Below are 20,225 nucleotides of genomic sequence, written 5' to 3' on the forward strand. Positions count from 1 at the left end.
GCCATCTTTTAATGGTATCACATGCTTTAGCTTATTGCTGTTACTCTAACTGTCAGCTCAGCAGATACTTTTTTATGAAGTTTAATTTCAACGTGCTGAGTCCCTACAGAACGCATCGGAAGTGACTGATTGATTTTGCGTTTGTCGACCTTTATTCCAAGCTGTTTTTCAAGTTCTTTTGCAATCTGCTTAGTGGTCACTGAACCGAACAGTCGGCCATCATCTGCAGCTTTTTCTTTTATTTCAATCGAGCCGTTTTCAATCGTTTCTTTATCTTTTTCTGCAGCTTCAAGAATTTCCTGTTCTTCTCTTTTCTGAGCTTTCTTCTTCATATTCAGTTCCTGCTTAGCTCCGGAAGTTGCTTCCTTAGCCAGACCTTTCTTCAGCAAAAAGTTATTGGCGTATCCGTCAGATACATTCTTAACTTCACCTTTTTTTCCCGTTCCTTTAACATCTTTTAATAGAATAACTTCCATAGTCAAGTCTCCTTCTCTGTTCTTTAATCGAGTTGAGCATTTATAACTTCTTTTAATTCTTCTATTATTTCTGAAACACTTTTTCCGTCAATTTGTGTAGCTGCATTGGACAGATGTCCCCCGCCACCCATTTTTTCCATGATGATCTGTACGTTGATCTTACCTAAGCTTCTTGCACTGATTCCTACCATATCTTCAGAGCGTCTAGTAACGACGAATGCCGCTTCTACTCCTGACATACTCAGCATCGTATCTGCCGTCTGAGCAGAGGTGACAGTTTGGTAAATCGTCTCGTTGTCTCCGCTGGCAATGGCTACTCCATCTCGAACAAACTCAATTGTTTCGATCAACCTGCTTCGCTGCAGGTACTTCTCAGGGTCTTCTTTCAACAGTCGCTGAATCATAGTAGAATTCGCTCCTACAGACTGAAGATAACTTGCTGCATCAAACGTTCTGGATCCTGTTCTTAAACTGAAGTTGTTTGTATCAACGACGATTCCGCCCAGCATAGCTGTAGCTTCTATTCGATTGATCGGATCACCGTCTGTTGAGACATACTCAAACAATTCAGTGATCAGTTCAGCTGTTGATGAAGCATATGGTTCAATATAAACAAGAAGTGGATTCTCTGTAAATTCTTCTCCTCTTCTGTGATGGTCGATAACCATATTCTTCTTAGTTTTCTTAAGCAGGTTCGGTGCAATTGAGAGCACAGGTTTGTGATGATCGACCAGTACGACCAGATCATTGGGACCTATCCGCTTCTCGGCATCGGCAGGAGAAATGATGTTCTTCTTCACCTGCTCGTGTTTCTGAATCTCGCTCATCAGTTTGGCTACATCATCACTTAAGTCACCCTGATCTACTACGACGTATACCGTTTTCTTAAGCATCATTGCTATCCTGGCAACGCCCAACGAAGATCCTATAGCGTCTAGGTCGGGATTCTTGTGTCCCATGACGAATATCTGTTCACTATCGTTCATCAGTTTCTGCATGGCCTGACTGATCATGCGCGACCGGACACGGGTCCGTTTTTCCATAGGATTTGTCTTGCCCCCATAGTATCTGGGTTCTTCATCTACAGCTTTCACTATTGCCTGATCTCCACCTCGGCCTAAAGCCAAATCAAGATTACTTTGCGCAAGGTCTGCCAGCTTGTCAAAGGTAGCATCCCCGTAGGAAAGTCCCAAGCTGATTGTTAACGGCAAGTTCCTTTTGGATGTGCGATCTCGGATATTATCAATAATATTGAACTTCTCTTTTTCAAGACGTTCCAGTTCTTTTCTGTTCAGTAAGAGGAAGTAACGATCTGAAGATATCCGCTTATAGAATATTCCGTGCTGCCTGCCCCAGTTTGAGAAATATGTGGTCAGCATGCTGTCGAATCCAGATACGCCTCTGTCATCAAGCCCTTGAGTAATTTCGTCATAGTTATCCAGAAATAACCAGCCGACAACTGCACGGGCATCTTCATACTTTTCCTTAATCGTGGCATATTCAGTAATATCCATAAGATAAATCGCATGGATGTCTTTCTGAACAGTAACCTGGTAGATTTTATTTTCCCATTCAATCAGATTATTGTGGTTCGATGAATCGCTGTAACAGTCGAATAATTCTTCATGGATTTCTTCAAGTGTCTCACCCAGAACATTATCAGTCTTTGCCAACTGTGTCTGCATATAGGGGTTCAACCACTCGACCTGATTCTTTTCATTCAATAAAAGGATTCCAATAGGCATCTTAATCAGAGCTTCCTGCTCACCACGCTTAATTCGGTAAGAAAGATTCTTGATGTATTCATTGAGCTCTTTTATATAGATATTCCCTATACGCCAGAAAACTATTAGAGTAATGACAAAGAGAACCAGCATGATTGCTCCAAGCCACAGATACGCGATAAAACTCATTAGCGTCATAATCAATTGTATGGCAAGGGCAAAAAATATAATCAGACGTAATGACGGGTCTTTCAGAAACTTTGGAAGACTGTCTTCCTTCAATTTATTGTTCATAGTTTCTCCTTTTAGCCCATTTTCCTTTATTCTATCATCTTTCGCCCATCTATTCTATATGTGATAAGCATTTGACGAGAATGTGTTTCACGTGAAACAACTTATGCCAACGAAAAAAACAAGAAAAGAAAGAGCTGCAACAGTTATTACACTGTCACAGCTCGATAATGTTAATTTAGTTTAATCTTCAGTTACAAATGGCAACAAGCCCATGATACGAGCACGTTTAATTGCTTTTGTTAATTTACGTTGGTTTTTTGCATAAGTTCCAGTTACACGACGTGGTAAAATTTTACCTCTGTCTGAAATGAAACGTTTAAGCAAGTCCACATCTTTATAATCGATATATTCGATGTGATTTGCTGCAAAGAAATCTACCTTACGGCGTTTTCTTCCGCCTCTGCGTCCAGCCATGTTATAATCCTCCTTTTATCTTGAATCAAAATGGTAAATCGTCATCTGAGATATCGATGGAGTCATTGTTACTTTCAAATGGATCTTCATCGAAGTTAGCATAATTGTTCTGATTATTATTTCTTGGAGCCTGATTCTGGTTGTTTTGTTGAGAATAATTACCGCTGTTATTGTTTGAATAATTTGATGACCCATCATTCTGCGCACGTTTCTCAGTGACAGATTTCGGTTCAAGCATCTGGAAATTCTCACAAACGATCTCTGTTACATAGACTTTTCTTCCTTCGTTGTTCGTATAATTACGAGTCTGGATACGACCAGTCACGCCTACTAACGAACCCTTACGAGTAAAGTTAGAAATTGTTTCTGCTGTCTTTCTCCAGGCAACACAGTTTACAAAGTCCGTCTCGCGTTCTCCTTGAGCATTTGTGAATGGACGCTCTACTGCTACGGAAAAAGTTGCTACTGCAATCCCGCTTCCAGTATAACGCAATTCTGCATCTCTGGTTAATCTTCCCACTAAAACGACATTATTAATCAATCAAAGGTCTCCTTTCATCAAAAGGCAATCATATTTATTGTTTCACGTGAAACAATTAGTCTTCCAGACGTACGATCATATGACGAAGAATATCGTCATTGATACGAGCTAGGCGCTCAAATTCGTTGATTGCAGCTGCATCATTGGACTGTAGGTTTACCAGACGGTAAGTTCCTTCACGGTATCCTTTGATTTCATATGCAAAACGACGTTTCGCCCAGTCTTTTGATTCAGTAACTTCAGCACCGTTATCTTTAAGAATAGTTTCGAAACGCTCAACAAGAGCTTTCTTTCCATCTTCATCAAGATCAGGACGGATAATATACAATAATTCGTACTTAGCTGTTTGACTCATCTTTGACTGTCACCTCCTTATGGTCTTTGGCCCTTTCATTTGAAAGAGCAAGGAGAGTATTCATTTAAGAGTACTCACTCCGAAATATTATAGCATACAGCGACTTACAAAACAAGTCCTTATTGAGGTTTAATGTAAGTATCTACTGTATCTACTGCCTTTATCACTCCTAACCTATTTCTCATTTAATTATAATGAAAAATTAGTATTATATTACGACGATTATAGTAAGCTATGTATAAACCGCTTACAAACTAAAGCAATGGAGGTATTTAAGTTGATAACATTCATATTGGGTATTACAGCACTTATATTGGGTTATATTTTTTACGGTAAATTTATTGAGAAAAATTTCGGAATTGAGCACAAGCGTACCACTCCTGCCTTCGAACTCGCAGATGGTAATGACTATGTCGTTATGGGTACAAGGAAAAATGCTCTTATTCAGCTGCTTAACATTGCAGGTACAGGACCTATTTTTGGACCTATTATGGGGGCTTTATACGGACCGGTAGCATTTATATGGATCATTTTCGGCAATATATTTGCCGGCGCCGTCCACGATTTCATGCTTGGAATGATCTCACTTCGTAATGAAGGGGCTCACTTACCCGAACTGGCTGGACGTTATCTTGGAAAAATGATGAAGCACGTCGTTAATGCCTTTGCTGCTTTACTTCTTCTCTTAGTAGGTACAGTATTCGTGACATCACCGGCGAACCTCTTAGCTAATCTGACGCCTGGATGGATGGGAGCTGGACTTTTAACCATAGTTATATTTGTTTATTATATTTTATCAACTCTCCTGCCAATTGATAAACTTATCGGAAAAATATATCCGTTCTTTGGTGCTCTGCTTATTATCAGTACCTTTGCGATTTTTATTTCATTGCTTGGTAGAGGAGAATCTATTCCCAACTTAACTCTCACTACGCTGAGAAATACACACCCTAGTGGGGTGAGTCTATTCCCTGGTATTTTCTTTACGATTTCATGTGGGGCTATGTCAGGATTCCATGCTACACAAACACCAATCATATCCCGTACACTCGATAGTGAATCAGATGCCCGATTCGTCTTTTATGGCATGATGACTATCGAGGGAATTATCGCTATGATCTGGGCAGCCGCAGCTATGGCTTTCTATCAAGCTCCTGTTTTAAGTGGAGTCATTGCAGAAGGTACAGCTTCTCTAGCGGTTGAACAGATTGCTCGTCATTATTTGGGGGCTGTCGGTGGTACATTTGCAATACTTGGTGTAATAGTCTTACCGATTACTTCTGGAGATACAGCATTTAGAAGTCTGCGAATGATTATTGCCGATTACTTGAATATCTCTCAAAAAGAAATTGCTAAACGTTTAATGATTACTATCCCAATTTTTATTTTATCAATCATGCTGACATTTATGGACTTTAACATCTTATGGCGTTACTTTAACTGGGCTAATCAATCGACAGCTGCCATAGCTTTACTTGTTTCGACTCGTTATCTATTTTTGAAAGGTAAAAACTATCTGGTTACTCTTGTTCCAGCTTCATTCATGGTCTACGCTGTAACTGTCTATATCCTCAATGAACAAATCGGATTAGGTCTAAACTACACACCTTCATTGATTATTGGTCTGATTATTACCATAGGACTACTCGGTCTCTTCTGGTACTCTGGACTTAAACAAAAAGGGCAATTGGACTCTACTCATGTTCTTTTAAACGATCATCTTTCTATTCAGGAAGTACGCGCAGCAAGAGAACGAGTGTAACTCAGTCGACTAAAATAACGAGCTAATTTAACATCAGGCAGTTGCTTTACTTAAGCAGCTGTCTATTTTTTTGCTCATTGACTTATCTAGATATTGATTCTTCGCTCCTATACTGCTGTATCTAAAAAACGCACCCTGGATTCAGGATGCGTCATAAGTCTATTTAACTGCTTAGCTTTTTTCAGACGATTCTTGATCAGATACTTCTTCGCCGTTATCTTCCTCATTAAGTGGTTCGTCCACTTCTATTTCGTCTTCCACTTCAACTTTAGCTAATGTTGAGACGTAATTACCTTCTTCAAGTCTCATCAGGCGAACCCCTTGAGTAGCCCGTCCGGTTTTGGAGATGTTTTTCGCATGGAATCGGATTACTACACCACTTGTGGTGATGAGCATGATATCTTCTTCTCCAGACACTGTCTTCAAGCCGATCAGTGGGCCATTTTTCTCCGTGATGTTGGCTGTTTTGACGCCTTTTCCTCCACGTCCGCGAATCGCGTATTCTGAAGCTTCAGTACGTTTTCCATAACCATTCTCAGTAATGACCAGAACTTCAGACTCAGGACCCAGTATATCTGTCCCCACTACATAGTCATCTTCTCTCAAACGGATTCCCCTGACACCAGACGCCGCTCGTCCCATGCTTCGGACTTCATTCTCATGGAAACTGACAGCATAGCCCTGTCTCGTTCCAATAATGATGTGGTCGTCGCCGTGAGTAACCGATACGTTGATCAGTTCATCATCATCTTTAAGAACGATAGCCTTCAGTCCGCTCGTACGGATATTTTCGAAGTCAGACAATGCTGTACGCTTGACCGTTCCTTGACGAGTAGTAAAGAACAGCTGATCTTTTTCATCTGTTTCGCCTCGAGTGTTTATGATGGCCTGGATCTTCTCATCATTTTCGATTCCGAGGAAATTGATTGCAGGAATCCCTTTAGCTGTGCGTCCATATTCAGGGACTTCATAGCCTTTTGCTTTGTAGACTTTACCGGTATTGGTAAAGAACAGCAGAAGATCATGAGTCGAGCAGGTTAGAAGAGTCTCAACGAAGTCATCCGTATTCGTACCCATCCCTTTAACGCCACGTCCACCACGGTTCTGAGCTTTGAATTCAGAGATCGCCATACGCTTCATGTAGCCGTTATGAGACAATGTGACTGCTATTTCTTCTTCTTCGATCAAGTCTTCATCCTCAATACTCAATGCTTCACCTATAAGAAGTTCTGTTCGTCGATCGTCGCCGTGCTTCTCTGCGATTTCTTCGAGTTCAGTCGCAATGATTTCGTGGACCCGTTCCGGTCTGGCAAGAATATCTTTCAAGTCTTCGATCGTTGCAAGAAGATCCTGATATTCGCCTTCGATTTTTTCGCGTTCCAGACCAGTCAGACGAACCATCCTCATATCAAGAATGGCTTGTGACTGGCGATCACTCAGACCGAATCGCTCCATCATAGCCTGTTTCGCTGCATCACCTGTCTGTGATCCTCTGATGATCGATATGATTTCATCTATATGGTCAAGAGCAATACGCAAGCCTTCCAGAATGTGAGCTCGGGCTTCCGCTTTTTTCTTGTCAAATTCAGTACGTCGTCTAATGACGACTCGCTGGTGCTTGAGGTACTCGGTCAGAATCTCTTTTAATCCAAGTGTCTTAGGAATACCGTCAACGATTGCCAGCATATTGAACCCGAAAGATGTCTGCAGAGGCGTCATTTTATATAGATTGTTCAGTATGACACTCGCTGATACATCTCTTCTGACATCGATAACGACACGCATGCCGTCTCTGTCGGATTCATCATTAAGATCAGTAATACCTTCAATTCGCTTATCTCTAGCCAGATCGGCAATACGCTCAACCAGCTTGGCTTTGTTTACCAGGTAGGGTATTTCGTCTACGATAATGCGTTCTTTTCCATTGGGCTGAACTTCGATACGTGCTTTCGCGCGTATTTTGATCGATCCTCGTCCGGTTTCATAAGCTTTTCTTATCCCAGACTTGCCCATGACCATGGCGCCTGTCGGAAAGTCCGGCCCTGGCAGTACATCCATCAAATCGGCAATGGTCGCTTCTTCGTTCTCCATCAGTACACGGCAGGCCGCGATAACTTCTCGCAGATTATGTGGAGGAATATTCGTCGCCATACCGACTGCAATACCGGAAGCCCCGTTGACTAACAGGTTCGGGAATCGCGCAGGTAGAACATTCGGTTCTCTCTCTGAGCCATCATAGTTGTCGTGATAATCCACTGTATCTTTGTTGATGTCCCGAAGCATTTCCATAGCGATCTTACTCATTCTTGCTTCTGTGTAACGCATAGCTGCCGCGCTGTCTCCATCGACGGAACCAAAGTTTCCGTGTCCATCGATTAGAGGGTTACGGAAACTGAAGTCCTGCGACATACGGACCATCGATTCATAGATGGCAGAATCCCCGTGCGGGTGGTATTTACCCATAACGTCTCCGACGATACGAGCTGATTTCTTGTAAGCTTTGTCAGGCGTCATGCCCAGTTCATTCATGCCGTACAGAATACGGCGGTGTACAGGTTTCAATCCATCACGTACATCCGGCAGGGCACGTGACACGATTACGCTCATTGCATAATCGAGAAACGACTTTCTCATTTCACTCGATAGATTGATTTTGTCCATTCGTGCTTCTCTTTCTTCAGCCAAGTCTTTCTTCCTCCTTAAACTCCCTCAGTGCTCTTTTCTGGTAGGCAGGTATTAAATGTCGATATTCTGAACGTACTGAGCATTTTCTTCGATAAAGTCGCGTCTTGGTTCGACTTTTTCGCCCATCAGCATATCAAAGATCAGATCGGCTTCGATTGCGTCATCAACAGTGACCTGAAGTAGACGTCTGTTTTCTGGATTCATTGTCGTTTCCCATAGTTGTTCGGCATCCATTTCCCCTAGTCCTTTATAACGCTGAATTGATGGCTTAGGCGTCGCCGGGATCTCTTTAAGGTATTCCTCCAATTCCTTATCAGAATCAAGGTAGACCTCTTTTTTGCCCTGTTTAACTTGATACAGAGGAGGCTGGGCAATATAAACGAATCCTGCTTCGACAACTGGACGCATATAACGGTAAAACAGCGTCAGAAGAAGCGTACGAATGTGCGCACCGTCGACGTCCGCATCGGTCATGATGATCAGTTTATGGTAACGGGCTTTTTCAACTTCAAATTCTTCTCCAAATCCCGTTCCCATAGCAGTAAAGAGCGAACGGATTTCTTCGTTGGCAAGGATTCTGTCTAGAGACGCTTTTTCCACATTCAGGATCTTCCCTCGAATAGGCAGAATAGCCTGGAACAGACGAGACCGTCCCTGCTTGGCTGATCCACCGGCAGAGTCTCCCTCAACGATGAAAATTTCAGATTTTTCCGGGTCTTTTGACGAACAGTCCGCCAGCTTGCCTGGAAGATTGCTGATCTCCAGTCCATTTTTCTTACGCGTTACTTCTCTTGCCCGCTTGGCTGCCAGTCTGGCTTTAGCCGCAAGCAGTGCTTTTTCAACGATTTTCTTAGCAGTCTGTGGATTTTCCATCAGGAAGCGTTCGAAATGCTCACTGAACAGACGGTCCGTGATCGTACGGACTTCAGAATTACCCAGTTTGGTCTTCGTCTGCCCTTCAAATTGAGGATCCGGGTGCTTGATGCTTAATACGACGGTCAGACCTTCTCTCACGTCTTCCCCGCTGACATTGTCCTCGTTTTCCTTGATGAATTTGTTTCGACGAGCGTAATCATTGATGATCCGCGTCAATGATGTCTTGAAACCTGATTCGTGCATCCCCCCTTCATAGGTGTGGATGTTATTGGCAAAACTCATGATGTTCATGTGATAGCCGTCTGTATGCTGAAGAGCAACCTCAACAGCAATGCCGTCCTGCTCGTCTTCCAGATAGATAGGCTCTTCATAGAGAACCGTCTTGCTCTGGTTAAGGTACTCGACATAGCTCTTGATTCCGCCGTCGTACTGATACTCGAGACGGACCGGTTCAGCATCTCTCTGGTCTTCGATTGAAATCGACAGACCGCGGTTCAGGAAAGCCAATTCTCTGATACGGGTAGCCAGTTTATTGAAGTCGTAGACTGTTGTTTCTTGGAAGATTTCAGCGTCTGCCTTGAAACGGACCACTGTACCGGACTTGTCTGTCGTACCGATTTCTTTCAAGTCGTACATGACCGCACCGCGCTCATAACGCTGATTATAGACCTTGCCATTTTTATGAACATCCACTTCAAGGAATTCTGACAACGCATTAACAACGGATGAGCCTACCCCGTGAAGTCCACCGGAAACTTTATACCCGCCGCCACCGAATTTACCTCCTGCGTGAAGGATCGTAAAGACGGTCTCAACAGCCGGTCGGCCAGTTTTCGCCTGGATATCGATCGGGATTCCACGACCGTCATCCTTGACCACAATCAGATTGCCCGGTTCAATAATAACTTCGATGTTTTCAGCATGCCCAGCCATCGCTTCGTCAATAGAGTTATCTACGATTTCCCATACCAGGTGATGGAGTCCTTCAGAACTTGTCGATCCGATATACATCCCTGGTCGCTTACGGACGGCTTCCAGACCTTCAAGGACCTGGATCTGACTCGCATCATACTCTTCTCTTAATTCTACTACTTCTTTAGGTGTCAATTGTTCGTCTGCCACTCTATTCACTCTCCATTTCGATTTGACCACTGCGCACATTGAAGATGCGCGGATGATGAAGCAATTCTTTTTTCACGCCGTCCAGACTTGTCGTTGTCAGAAAGGTCTGGACTTTATCTTGTATGGTTTTCAGTAGATGAGTCTGTCGCTCATCGTCCAGTTCACTCAGTACATCGTCCAATAATAAAACGGGGTACTCCCCCGTCATCTCGTTCATTAATTCAATTTCAGCCAGTTTTAGACTCAGCGCAGTTGTCCGCTGCTGTCCCTGGGACCCGTACGTCTGAATATTCTTCTCATTGACGAAGAAACGGATGTCGTCCCGATGAGGACCGTAGAGCGTCGTACCCTGTTCCTTCTCTCTCTGCTCATGCTTTTTATACTGCTTTAGCAGATCGTTCATCAGCTGCTTTTTATCCGTTTCTGATGTCACAGAAAAAGAAGAGGCATACTCCAGCGTCAGCGTTTCTTTACCCTGAGAGATATCTGAATGAATGGGGCGTGCCCAGTTCTCCAGTCGTCTCGTGAAGGAAAAGCGCTGAGCAAGCAGTTCAGCCCCTTCGGCCGCCAGCTGTTCATTCAGGATACTTAAATAGGTCTGGTCCAGTTTTCCGCTTTTTCTATGCTGTTTTAAGTAAGCATTACGCTGTTTCAGGACTTTCTGGTACTCAACGAGGTGATACAGATAAATGGAACTCATCTGACCCATTTCCATATCCAGAAACTTCCGTCTCACAGAAGGGGATCCTTTGACGAGAGACAGGTCTTCCGGAGCAAACAAAATTACATTCAGATGTCCGATATAGCGGCTGAGTTTCTTCTGCTCAAGATGATTAAGCTTTGCCCTCTTCCCTTTTTTTGAGAGGATGATTTCAAGAGGATACTCTCCGCTTGATTTCTCGACCGTTCCGGCTACCCGGGCAAAATCCTGATCCCATCCGATCAGCTCTTTATCGTTGGATGTCCGGTGGCTCCTCGTCATAGCCAGCACATAAATACTTTCCATGATATTCGTTTTTCCTTGAGCATTTTCGCCCAAAAAGACGTTGATCTGGTTGGAAAAAGTTACCTCTGCATCAGAATAGTTGCGGTAACCCTTCAACGTCAGTTTCTTTAAATACATCAGTTATCCTCATTTTGAGCTGATTCTAAAAGATAGGTCCCGAAGCCTTCCACCTTGATGACATCTCCAGGATGCAGTTTGCGGCCGCGGCGGTTATCCGCTTCATCATTGACCCAGACGGTATAGTCCATCAGGAAAGGCTTGGCCATTCCTCCGCTTGATATGATTGTCGCATGCTTCAGAAATTGTCCCAGTGTAATGACTGATTGATTGATTTGTATTATTTCCGGCACTATAATTGGCTCCTTTAAAAAGCAAAGACGCGGATCAGATCATCCACGTTCTGCATAATTTCTCTTCTTATATTATACCTTATTTTGGAGTGTGAAACAAATTTTTATGGGAAAAAATCCGTTCTCATCGATTTTAAGGGTAAAATGACAAATCCTTCTTTTTTATTCAAATTCGCTTAGAGTCTTTATATTTAAATTTTTGGCTTATTTAAGGGGAATATGTATCTGAGAGCCAGCAATAGATCGTTCAATTTTAAAATAAGAGTCAAAATTGCGGAAAATTCCTTTATTTGACCGACTAGCTGGTACTTTATCCAGCTCGAGAGCCACTTTAAAGTTGAGTAGTCATTAAGTGAGACATTATTGACCACTCAACCGATCAATTCATTTGGGTAGACAGAGATTATTGAATTATTGTCCACTCATCCGAATCTACTGCTCCGGGTGGGCATAGATCTGCCAACTTCTGCCCACTCAGATGACTAATCATGGCGAGTGGACACTTGAAGCCAAATAACTGGCATTTTACTTCAATCGTCACTCCTTCTCTTCTAGAACGATCCGCATAAGAGCAAATTTGCCTGTTATATAACAAAAAAAGACCCGACAGCATTGGGTCTTTTCAGCTTTATTCACTTTATATTCATTTTATGTGGATGTACGGATCGGTGTGATCAGCTGAATGAATTCATTCTTGTCTTCACTTGGAACCAGAACAAATGGACGCAAGGTAGAAATCAGCTTAAGTGTGATATCCACAGGCCCAAAAGTTGTCAAAGCAGCTTTCAGATAGTCCGGATTGAAAGAAATCTCCATTTCTTCACCGGAAATTGACTGAGTGGTGACCTGTTCGTTTACTCGCCCGACTTCTGGAGAATTACCGGTGATTTCTACAGTATCATCTTTCACAGAGAGTTTAACGACGTTATTTTTACCTTCGTGGGAAAGAAGAGAGGCTCTTTCCACTGCTCCAAGAAGAATCTGTGCTTCCAAAGTCACTTCTGTAGCTGAACTATCAGGAATCAGACGGTCCGTGTCCGGATAATTTCCTTCAAGCAGTCTTGAGTAGAACAAAGTATCTTCGGTCTTGAAGAGGATCTGGTTCTCAGCGATCGCTACTTCTATTTCATCCAGGCTGTCGTCGAGCAGTCGAGTCAGTTCCTGAAGGCTCTTACCAGGAATGACCAGATTGTAAGACAGGCTTTCAGTTCCTTCAACAGGAATGACACGCTGACTTAATCGGTGACTGTCTGTAGCAACAGCTTTAAGCTTGCCGTCACTGATTGTCAGGTGAATACCTGTCAGGATCGGACGACTTTCGTGAGTTGATACGGCAATAACTGTCTGTTTAATGATTTTTTTAAGTAAGTTGACCGGAAGTGTAAATGACTGGGTCGTATCGATTTCCGGGAGATGCGGATAGTTAGCAGCATCCAGTCCGTTAATGATAAAAGAAGATGATGCAGACGTGATAGCTGTCTGAACTCTGTCTTTCACTTCAACAGTAAAGGTTTCATCTGGCAGTTTATTGACGATATCACTGAAGAAACGTGCAGGCTGAAGCACGATCTGACCTTCTTCTTCTATAGTCAGACCAGACTGTTCATCTGATTTTCTGACGAACGTTTCAATAGAAATATCAGAGTTGCTGCCTGTCAGTTGAATCCCTTCTTCTGAAGCAATAAGTTTAATTCCTGTAAGAATGGGAATAGTTGATCTAGATGATACAGCGAGTTGAACATCTTTTAATTTTTTTAAAAACGCTGATCGATTAACTGTAAATTTCATATGCATCCTCCAATAATAAATTGAGTACCCGTTTATAATTATATAGTAAATAAATTCTTAGTAATAGTAGTAGGGCCTGTGTATACTGTGGAAAACGTAAATTTCATCTGGAACAGAAGGTTTTCCACTTGTGGATAAGTTGTGAATAAAGATGTGCATGACTTGAGACTTTATCCACAAGAGCGATTAGAGACTTTTCTTGATTTCTTCGATCTGGTCTCTCAATTCGCTGTCGTTTTCTTCATTAAGAGCTTTCTTAATCTTTTCATGAGCATGAATGACCGTAGTATGATCTTTGCCGCCGAATTCTTTTCCAATTTTAGGAAGTGACGTGCTGGTCAGTTCTCGTGAGAGATACATAGCGATCTGTCTGGGTAAAACAATCTGTCTGACCCGTTTCTTCCCTTTCAAGTCAGCGAGAGAAATCTGATAGTACTTGCAGACTTTCTGCTGAATGGAAGCAATCGACACATTCTGCTTGGAATCATTCTTGACCATGCTTTTCAGTGCATCGGCAGCCAGACTGGTCGTGATGTCATTGCGCTGGATTGCTGAATAAGCCTGTACGCGGACAAGGGCACCTTCAAGTTCCCTGATATTCGAATCAATCTGTCCGGCAATATAGCTTAAAGTGTCGTTTGGTATTTCCAGACCTTCTGCGTTGGCTTTCTTACGTAAAATCGCGATACGGGTTTCCAGATCTGGTGGGGTAATGTCTACAGATAATCCCCATGCGAAGCGTGATACCAGACGTTCCTGGAGTTTAGGAATTTCGTTTGGCAGCCGGTCACTTGTCAGTACGATCTGTTTCCGGTCGTCATACAAGGCATTGAATGTATGGAAGAACTCTTCTTGAGTCCCTTCCTTGTCAGCAAAGAATTGAATATCGTCTACTAATAATAAGTCCACATTACGGTACTGCTGACGGAATTTTTCCTGAGTTCTGTTCTGGATCGAATTGATGAAATCATTCGCAAAATTTTCACTCGATACATATTTGATCTTTGCATTAGGGTTGATCTGAAGGTACTGGTGGCCGATCGCATGCATCAGGTGTGTTTTTCCTAATCCAACGCCTCCGTAAAAGAACAGCGGATTATAGATCGTACCAGGTTCTTCAGCAACGACTAAGGCAGCAGCATGGGCCATCTGATTGCCTTTTCCGATGACAAACGTATCAAAGGTATATTTACTGTTCAATGTACTTGAAACGGGTTGAGTTTCGAAAGCCTGAACAGTCTGTGTGTCTTCCTGTTCCTCATGGGCTGCCTGCTCCTCTGCTGTGACAAATAAAGGAGAGATTTCACGTCCCAGAAATTCATAAAGATATTCAACGACTCTAGTCGAGAGATTATTCTTCCAATACTCTTTATGTAATGTAGAAGGCACTTCGATCGTGACTGAATTATTCGTTATCCGGACGAGGTTAGCACTATGTATCCAAGTGTCGTAACTGACTTTTGACAAGGTTTCTTTAAATTTTTCCTGTAGATAACTCCATGTTGACTGTAAATCGTCCATTTTTTTCCTCCTCGCCGATAAGATGCTTTTTACAGTTTATCATGTATGATTTAAGTTTTCCACAATAGGTTTTATTTGTTGATAATCTTTCCCCAGGATGTACAAAAAGATATCCACAGACTTGATCCGACTGTGAATAACTGAAAATAAAGCTATACTTTTTTACAGGAAATGTGGATAACTATTACATAATCAAGACTGATATACCAGCTTAAATAAGAGTTATACACAAGTTGTATCTGACTGTGCATGACTCTTATAAACACACTGTGGAACTGTGGAAAACCTGTTGAAAGTGATGTGGGTTACTATTGTGTGGATGAACGGTATCAAGAGGCTGTGGACAAATAATCTGTATAATTAGCTGGCAAAAATCTGAATGTGTGACATAAATGTGTGGAAAAAAATGATTATTATATCTTATATAAAGCAGCAATTGCTCAGAAATACTTGACAAATGGTCAGATGTTTTCTAAAATAACATAGTCTGTCTAGATATTAATGCAGTCACTAACTTTATGCTTATTGATAAGTCAGAGGACAAAGGAAAGATTCAGGAGGTGTTTCTCAATGGCACAAGGACTAACATATCAACCCAAAAAACGTAAGCGTCAAAAAGTACATGGATTCCGTAAACGTATGAGTACAAAAAACGGACGTAGAGTATTAAAAAACAGACGTCGTAAGGGAAGAAAAAGAATTTCAGCTTAATGACGACAGGCGACGGGAGCTTCTTACTGATAGCTATAGTGAGAGCACGTTGCCTTTTTTTATTTAATGTCGAATTGTTTCAAATCGAATGATGTCTAGCTTAACGTGCCAGCCTCTCGAGAAAAAGATAAATTTACCCATTGCGCAGGATGCTCATTCAGGGCAAATTTCCTCTACTCGCTATCGCTCCGGCGATCTCAAGTATATCTGTAAGAGCTGAACCTCAAACAGATACTAAGGTATTTTCTTGTCGAGGCTTAACGGCACGTGAAGCTTTTCTATTTAATCAATGCTTAGCTTAGAAAGATGGGACAGGAATGAAGAAAGCTTATCGAGTAAAAAAGGAAGCAGATTTTCAAAAGGTCTTTCATCAGGGTGAATCCATGGCTAACAGGCAGTTTGTTGTTTACTCTTTAAACAAAGAAAACCAGTCTCATTTTCGTGTCGGGCTTTCCGTAGGGAAGAAACTTGGAAATGCGGTCAAAAGAAATGAGATCAAAAGAAAAATCAGGCACGTGCTTATTGAAATGGATCATGAAGACCTGATCAGACCTGATGTCGACTTTGTTGTGATCGCAAGACAGCCGACAAAGCAGATGTCTTTTAATGAGATGAAAAAAAGTCTGCTGCATGTTATGAAGAAAGCTGGTTTATTTGTTTAGTACTATGCAGTGAACCGGATATGCTTCGACTTTCAAAATAGATGTAATTAGAAGATTTTAGTTATTAGTAGAAGAAGAGAGGGAACATGATTGAATTTTTTAAGAAAACGTAAGCGATTGCTCCTTGCAGTCAGTATGCTTGCTTTAGTTGTATTTTTATCTGCCTGTGGAACGGATCCAGTTTCTGCAGAGAGTACGGGGATCTGGGAAGGTGTCATTATATATAACTTCGCCCGTGCGATTATCTGGGTATCGAATCTCTTCGGTGAAAACTATGGAATAGGAATCATTATTGTTACAGTCATCATTCGTGCAATGCTGATCCCGTTCACGCATTTTCAGCAGAAAAATATGCAGCAGATGAATGACATTAGTCCTCAGATGGAAGAGTTGAAGTCAAAGTATTCAGCTCGAGATGCTGAGACACAGGAAAAGCTGAAAGAAGAGCAGCAGCGCCTTTATAGTGAAGCAGGAGTAAACCCATATATGGGCTGTCTGCCGATGCTGATTCAGATGCCGGTATTCATTGCCCTTTATCAGGCAGTTAACCGTACACCTATCCTGGCTACGGGCGACTTCCTGTGGGTCAACTTAGGTCAACCCGATCCGTATTTCATCTTACCTATACTGGCAGGGGTATTCACCCTTGGACATTCGGTATTGATGAGTATGGGACGCGCGACTGAAGGAAACAAAGTGATGACATACGTTATGCCGTTATTCATCGTCTTCATTACCTTCCGTCTTTCAAGTGCTCTAGCATTATACTTTACTGTATCTAATGGATTTTCAGTAGTACAGACACTTCTCTTCCAGAATCCGTTCAAGATCAGAAAAGAGCGGGCTGACAAAGAGGCTCAGGAAAGAGAAGCGGAACGTCAGAGAAAACGGGCAATCAAGAGGGCTCAGAAGTACGGACGTAATGTGAAAAAATAAAAATCTTCTGACTTATTGTTTCGAATTTGTTAAAATAAAGGAGAAACAGAGATTGTGAATGGAGGATAGCGTTTATGAAGGATAAATACACAGCACAGGCGCCAACCACTGAAGAAGCGATTGACAAAGGACTTAAAGCATTAGGCATCAAGCGAGATAATGCGGATATTACTATTTCACAGGAATCAAAAAAAGGCTTCTTGGGTATTGGACAGAAAGATGCAGTGGTCGTTGTCAAAAGAAAAAATGCAAAGAATCCGGTGGAAGATCTCGTCTCTAAAGAAATCCTGCTTGGAGAGAAAGAGCCATCTACGATCGAGCCAGAAATCAAAGAAGCAGCTGAACCAGATGATAAGGTCAGTTCACTAGAGGAGTCGACTGATCCGGTCGAAGAAGGTGTTGAAGAAACCGATACGACTCATCCTGTACGTGCAGATGATGAAGAAAAAGTAGAAGGCACAATGAAAAAACCTGAGCCGGAAGAAAAGAAAATCATCGAACTGAATGAAAAAGACGAGGCAGCTATTCAAAATGTGGCTGACTATATCAAACGTATCGCAGATAAGATGGGTGTTGATGATGTGTCTGTTACCATTAATAGAACAGATCGTCGCGTTCAGTACATCATTGACACAGAAGATGCCGGTCTGATCATCGGGCGACACGGAAAAGTGCTCAACAGCTTACAGACACTTGCGCAAGTTCAGCTTCATCAGGAAGCAGACAATAAACTGTTTGCTAAAGTAGATGCTGAGAATTATCGTGACCGTCGTCAGAAAACTGTCGAACAACTGGCTTACCGTACAGCTGAAAAAGTAAAGAAGACCAAACGTCCAGTTATTCTGGAGCCTATGCCGGCACATGAGAGAAAACAGATTCATCGTTACCTCAACCAGCATAAAGGCGTACAGACTCATTCTGAAGGGAAAGAGCCGCACCGTTACTTAGTGGTCGAACCTTCAAAGGACAATCAGTTTAAAATTTAATAGACAAAACAAACGAGCCTGCGGTCCCAAACGCAGGCTCGTTCTTCACTATGTCGTAAGTTAGGGCATTAGAGCAAGGAAAAGAGTCTCTGACTTCAGCCAAGGTAAAATAGAATACGGGAATCTGTTAATGAGTCTGGTGGGTGTGGGGATTAAATAATTGAGATAATTAAATCCTTGCTGGAGGTTCAAGTTTAGAAAGAGGGTAAAGAAAAGTAGTGGGAAATCAGACATGAAATAAGAGATACATATGAAGTAAACCATGGGTTAAGAAAAGACTGTATTGGTTAGATTGAAATTGATGGGTGAAAAGAATAAAATGGTGAAGGCAAGTTTAGTCGGGTCAGAAATGGTTGTGAGACCAGCACGTGAGAGTGCTTATAAACGGTGAGAGTTGAGTGATAAGCATGAGGTTGGGTTGAAATCTTACTGTAAGTATAGGGGATTGTTGCCAGAATTGCAACTGGCAAACTTACGCTCTCAATAAAAAGACAGAATTAATAAACAGGAGGACAATAAGAATGAATATGACTGAAGTGATCGAGCTGGTCAATACGAATAGGGGAACAGGTCAGAAAGAAAATCTTAATAGAATGCGTCTGTTGATGAGTAAATTGGGTAATCCACAGGACAGCCTGCGGGTCGTTCATATCGCCGGCACAAACGGAAAAGGTTCAGTCAGCGCCTTTTTGTCATCGATACTCAGTCAAGCGGGGATCAAGTCAGGCGTCTATACCTCTCCGCATCTGGAATCTATCAATGAACGCATTAAAATTTCAGGGCAGATGATCACTGACGACGTATTTATTGAAGCCACCGAAAAAGTAGCTCCTTTTGTTGAACAAGTGGAGGAAGAAACGGGAGAACGTCTTTATTCGTTTGAAATTCTGTCGGCGGTAGCTCTGCTGCATTTTTCAGTCTGTGGGTGTGAGCTGGTCATTCTGGAAACCGGAATCGGAGGAAGACTGGATGCAACGAATGTGGTCAGCTCATCAGAAGCTTCTATTATCACATCGATCGGGTATGATCATATGAAAGTTCTTGGAGACACGATCGAACAGATTGCAGCAGAAAAAGCCGGAATCATTAAATCGAACGGTTTGGTCGTCTTCCCGGAAATGTCTGAAGAAGTGGATGCAGTCATCAGCAGGAAAGCAGAGGATGTGCAGGCTGATATGATCAGAGTCACTCCAAATCATATATCCTCTGTCAGTATGACCGACATTTACAGTTCGTTCTCGTATAAAGAGATGGATGGGCTTGTAATCCATTTATTAGGGAGACACCAGATCACAAATGCAGTATTGGTTGTCGAAGCCGCGCAGGTACTTGAACAGAGAGGTTTTGCTATTACCTCTGAGCATATTAGAAGAGGGCTGGAGCTGGCTGCCTGGCCCGGACGCATGGAAAAAATCAGCGAACACCCGACTATCCTGATCGACGGTGCTCATAATCCAGAGGGAGTAGCTGCATTAAGAGAAAACATCGGTTACCTTTTTCCGGATGAACAACTAATTTTTGTGGTAGGTATGATGAAAGACAAGGCATACAAGGAAATGATTGAACAGATGCTGCCCTATGCAGAAAAAGTCCTGACCGTTTCTCCGGACCCTTATAGAGGATTTGATGCAGAAACTACAGCTGAATGGCTGAAAGATAAGGGACAGGATGCTCAAGCTTTTAAATCTGTAGACGAGCTGATTGTTGAGTTGAAAAGTCAGTCCTACCTCAACCGCAAAGTGATTGTATTCGGCTCTCTTTATCTGATAGGAGATATGAGACGGTTGTGGCAGAACTGAAAATTGAATGTTTGAACGTAGAGAAACAGGCCAAATGATGGGTCTGTTTTTTTATTAAGTATTGAAAACGGGTAAGGGCTTTTATTATTAGAGGAGAATGGTTCAGTGGTAAAATAACTATAAGGATTGAGTGAGCTGAAATTAGAGAAAGGAGAGGATATGAAAAAATAAAAAAAGTAAAATGAAACGCTTGCATTTTTTGATTCAGTAAAGTATA

17 protein-coding genes are annotated in these 20,225 nt (G+C 42.2%); 6 read left to right on the forward strand and 11 right to left on the reverse strand.

The features are described 5' to 3' along the window. Nucleotides 1–26: 26 nt before the first annotated feature. The 5 genes from rplI to rpsF form a co-directional block, all read right to left on the reverse strand. Nucleotides 27–476 (reverse strand): 50S ribosomal protein L9, encoded by a 450-nt coding sequence (rplI, locus tag ACYQ2O_RS01260; RefSeq protein ID WP_459768770.1) that lies wholly within the window; start codon nucleotides 474–476, stop codon nucleotides 27–29. A gap of 23 nt (nucleotides 477–499) precedes the next feature. Next, entirely contained in the window at nucleotides 500–2,494 is a 1,995-nt protein-coding gene (locus tag ACYQ2O_RS01265) for a DHH family phosphoesterase (RefSeq protein WP_459768771.1), read from the reverse strand. Between the two features lie 180 nt (nucleotides 2,495–2,674). Continuing rightward, nucleotides 2,675–2,908 carry a 30S ribosomal protein S18 gene (gene rpsR, locus ACYQ2O_RS01270; protein ID WP_091266708.1) on the reverse strand — a complete coding sequence of 78 codons (234 nt, stop codon included), beginning with the start codon at nucleotides 2,906–2,908 and terminating at the stop codon, nucleotides 2,675–2,677. 25 nt (nucleotides 2,909–2,933) lie between these two features. Continuing rightward, the gene (gene ssb, locus ACYQ2O_RS01275) at nucleotides 2,934–3,449 is read right to left on the reverse strand and encodes a single-stranded DNA-binding protein (RefSeq protein WP_346025586.1); all 516 of its coding nucleotides are present in this window, start codon (nucleotides 3,447–3,449) and stop codon (nucleotides 2,934–2,936) included. A 55-nt stretch (nucleotides 3,450–3,504) separates the two neighbouring features. After that, complete coding sequence (gene rpsF / locus ACYQ2O_RS01280) at nucleotides 3,505–3,804, reverse strand: 30S ribosomal protein S6 (protein WP_091266714.1); 300 nt, start codon at nucleotides 3,802–3,804, stop codon at nucleotides 3,505–3,507. Nucleotides 3,805–4,081: 277 nt separating this feature from the next. On the opposite strand from rpsF, the gene ACYQ2O_RS01285 reads away from it, so the two are divergent. Next, nucleotides 4,082–5,566, forward strand: a complete 1,485-nt coding sequence (locus ACYQ2O_RS01285) for a carbon starvation CstA family protein (protein ID WP_459768773.1) — start codon at nucleotides 4,082–4,084, stop codon at nucleotides 5,564–5,566. 171 nt (nucleotides 5,567–5,737) lie between these two features. Here the strand turns inward: ACYQ2O_RS01285 and gyrA are convergent, their stop codons facing one another. From gyrA to dnaA, 6 genes are all read right to left on the reverse strand, one after another. Next, nucleotides 5,738–8,227, reverse strand: a complete 2,490-nt coding sequence (gyrA, locus tag ACYQ2O_RS01290; RefSeq protein WP_459768790.1) for a DNA gyrase subunit A — start codon at nucleotides 8,225–8,227, stop codon at nucleotides 5,738–5,740. A gap of 75 nt (nucleotides 8,228–8,302) precedes the next feature. Continuing rightward, entirely contained in the window at nucleotides 8,303–10,234 is a 1,932-nt protein-coding gene (gene gyrB / locus ACYQ2O_RS01295) for a DNA topoisomerase (ATP-hydrolyzing) subunit B (RefSeq protein ID WP_428830628.1), read from the reverse strand. 16 nt (nucleotides 10,235–10,250) lie between these two features. Then, nucleotides 10,251–11,372, reverse strand: coding sequence for a DNA replication/repair protein RecF (recF, locus tag ACYQ2O_RS01300; RefSeq protein WP_346025156.1), 1,122 nt, complete (start codon nucleotides 11,370–11,372; stop codon nucleotides 10,251–10,253). After that, entirely contained in the window at nucleotides 11,372–11,605 is a 234-nt protein-coding gene (yaaA, locus tag ACYQ2O_RS01305) for a S4 domain-containing protein YaaA (RefSeq protein WP_346025157.1), read from the reverse strand. Before yaaA ends, recF begins: the two co-directional genes overlap by 1 nt. 648 nt (nucleotides 11,606–12,253) lie before the next feature. After that, nucleotides 12,254–13,393: a DNA polymerase III subunit beta gene (gene dnaN / locus ACYQ2O_RS01310; RefSeq protein ID WP_459768775.1), complete on the reverse strand. Its 1,140-nt coding sequence runs from the start codon at nucleotides 13,391–13,393 to the stop codon at nucleotides 12,254–12,256. 186 nt (nucleotides 13,394–13,579) lie between these two features. Continuing rightward, complete coding sequence (gene dnaA, locus ACYQ2O_RS01315; RefSeq protein WP_091266733.1) at nucleotides 13,580–14,914, reverse strand: chromosomal replication initiator protein DnaA; 1,335 nt, start codon at nucleotides 14,912–14,914, stop codon at nucleotides 13,580–13,582. A 570-nt stretch (nucleotides 14,915–15,484) separates the two neighbouring features. Here dnaA and rpmH point away from each other — a divergent pair. The 5 genes from rpmH to ACYQ2O_RS01340 all read left to right on the forward strand — a co-directional run bounded on the left by rpmH (nucleotide 15,485) and on the right by ACYQ2O_RS01340 (nucleotide 20,008). Next, complete coding sequence (gene rpmH / locus ACYQ2O_RS01320) at nucleotides 15,485–15,625, forward strand: 50S ribosomal protein L34 (protein ID WP_034298896.1); 141 nt, start codon at nucleotides 15,485–15,487, stop codon at nucleotides 15,623–15,625. A gap of 317 nt (nucleotides 15,626–15,942) precedes the next feature. Further along, a complete protein-coding gene (rnpA, locus tag ACYQ2O_RS01325; RefSeq protein WP_091266735.1) occupies nucleotides 15,943–16,287 on the forward strand; it encodes a ribonuclease P protein component in 345 nt (114 codons plus the stop codon). A gap of 90 nt (nucleotides 16,288–16,377) precedes the next feature. Beyond that, nucleotides 16,378–17,223 carry a membrane protein insertase YidC gene (gene yidC, locus ACYQ2O_RS01330; protein WP_346025159.1) on the forward strand — a complete coding sequence of 282 codons (846 nt, stop codon included), beginning with the start codon at nucleotides 16,378–16,380 and terminating at the stop codon, nucleotides 17,221–17,223. Between the two features lie 74 nt (nucleotides 17,224–17,297). After that, on the forward strand, nucleotides 17,298–18,209 hold the full coding sequence (gene jag / locus ACYQ2O_RS01335) for an RNA-binding cell elongation regulator Jag/EloR (RefSeq protein WP_459768778.1): 912 nt from the start codon (nucleotides 17,298–17,300) through the stop codon (nucleotides 18,207–18,209). 521 nt (nucleotides 18,210–18,730) lie between these two features. Beyond that, a complete protein-coding gene (locus tag ACYQ2O_RS01340) occupies nucleotides 18,731–20,008 on the forward strand; it encodes a bifunctional folylpolyglutamate synthase/dihydrofolate synthase (protein ID WP_459768780.1) in 1,278 nt (425 codons plus the stop codon). The last annotated feature ends 217 nt before the right edge of the window (nucleotides 20,009–20,225 follow it).

The sequence above is a fragment of the Alkalibacterium sp. m-11 genome, from assembly GCF_054658155.1.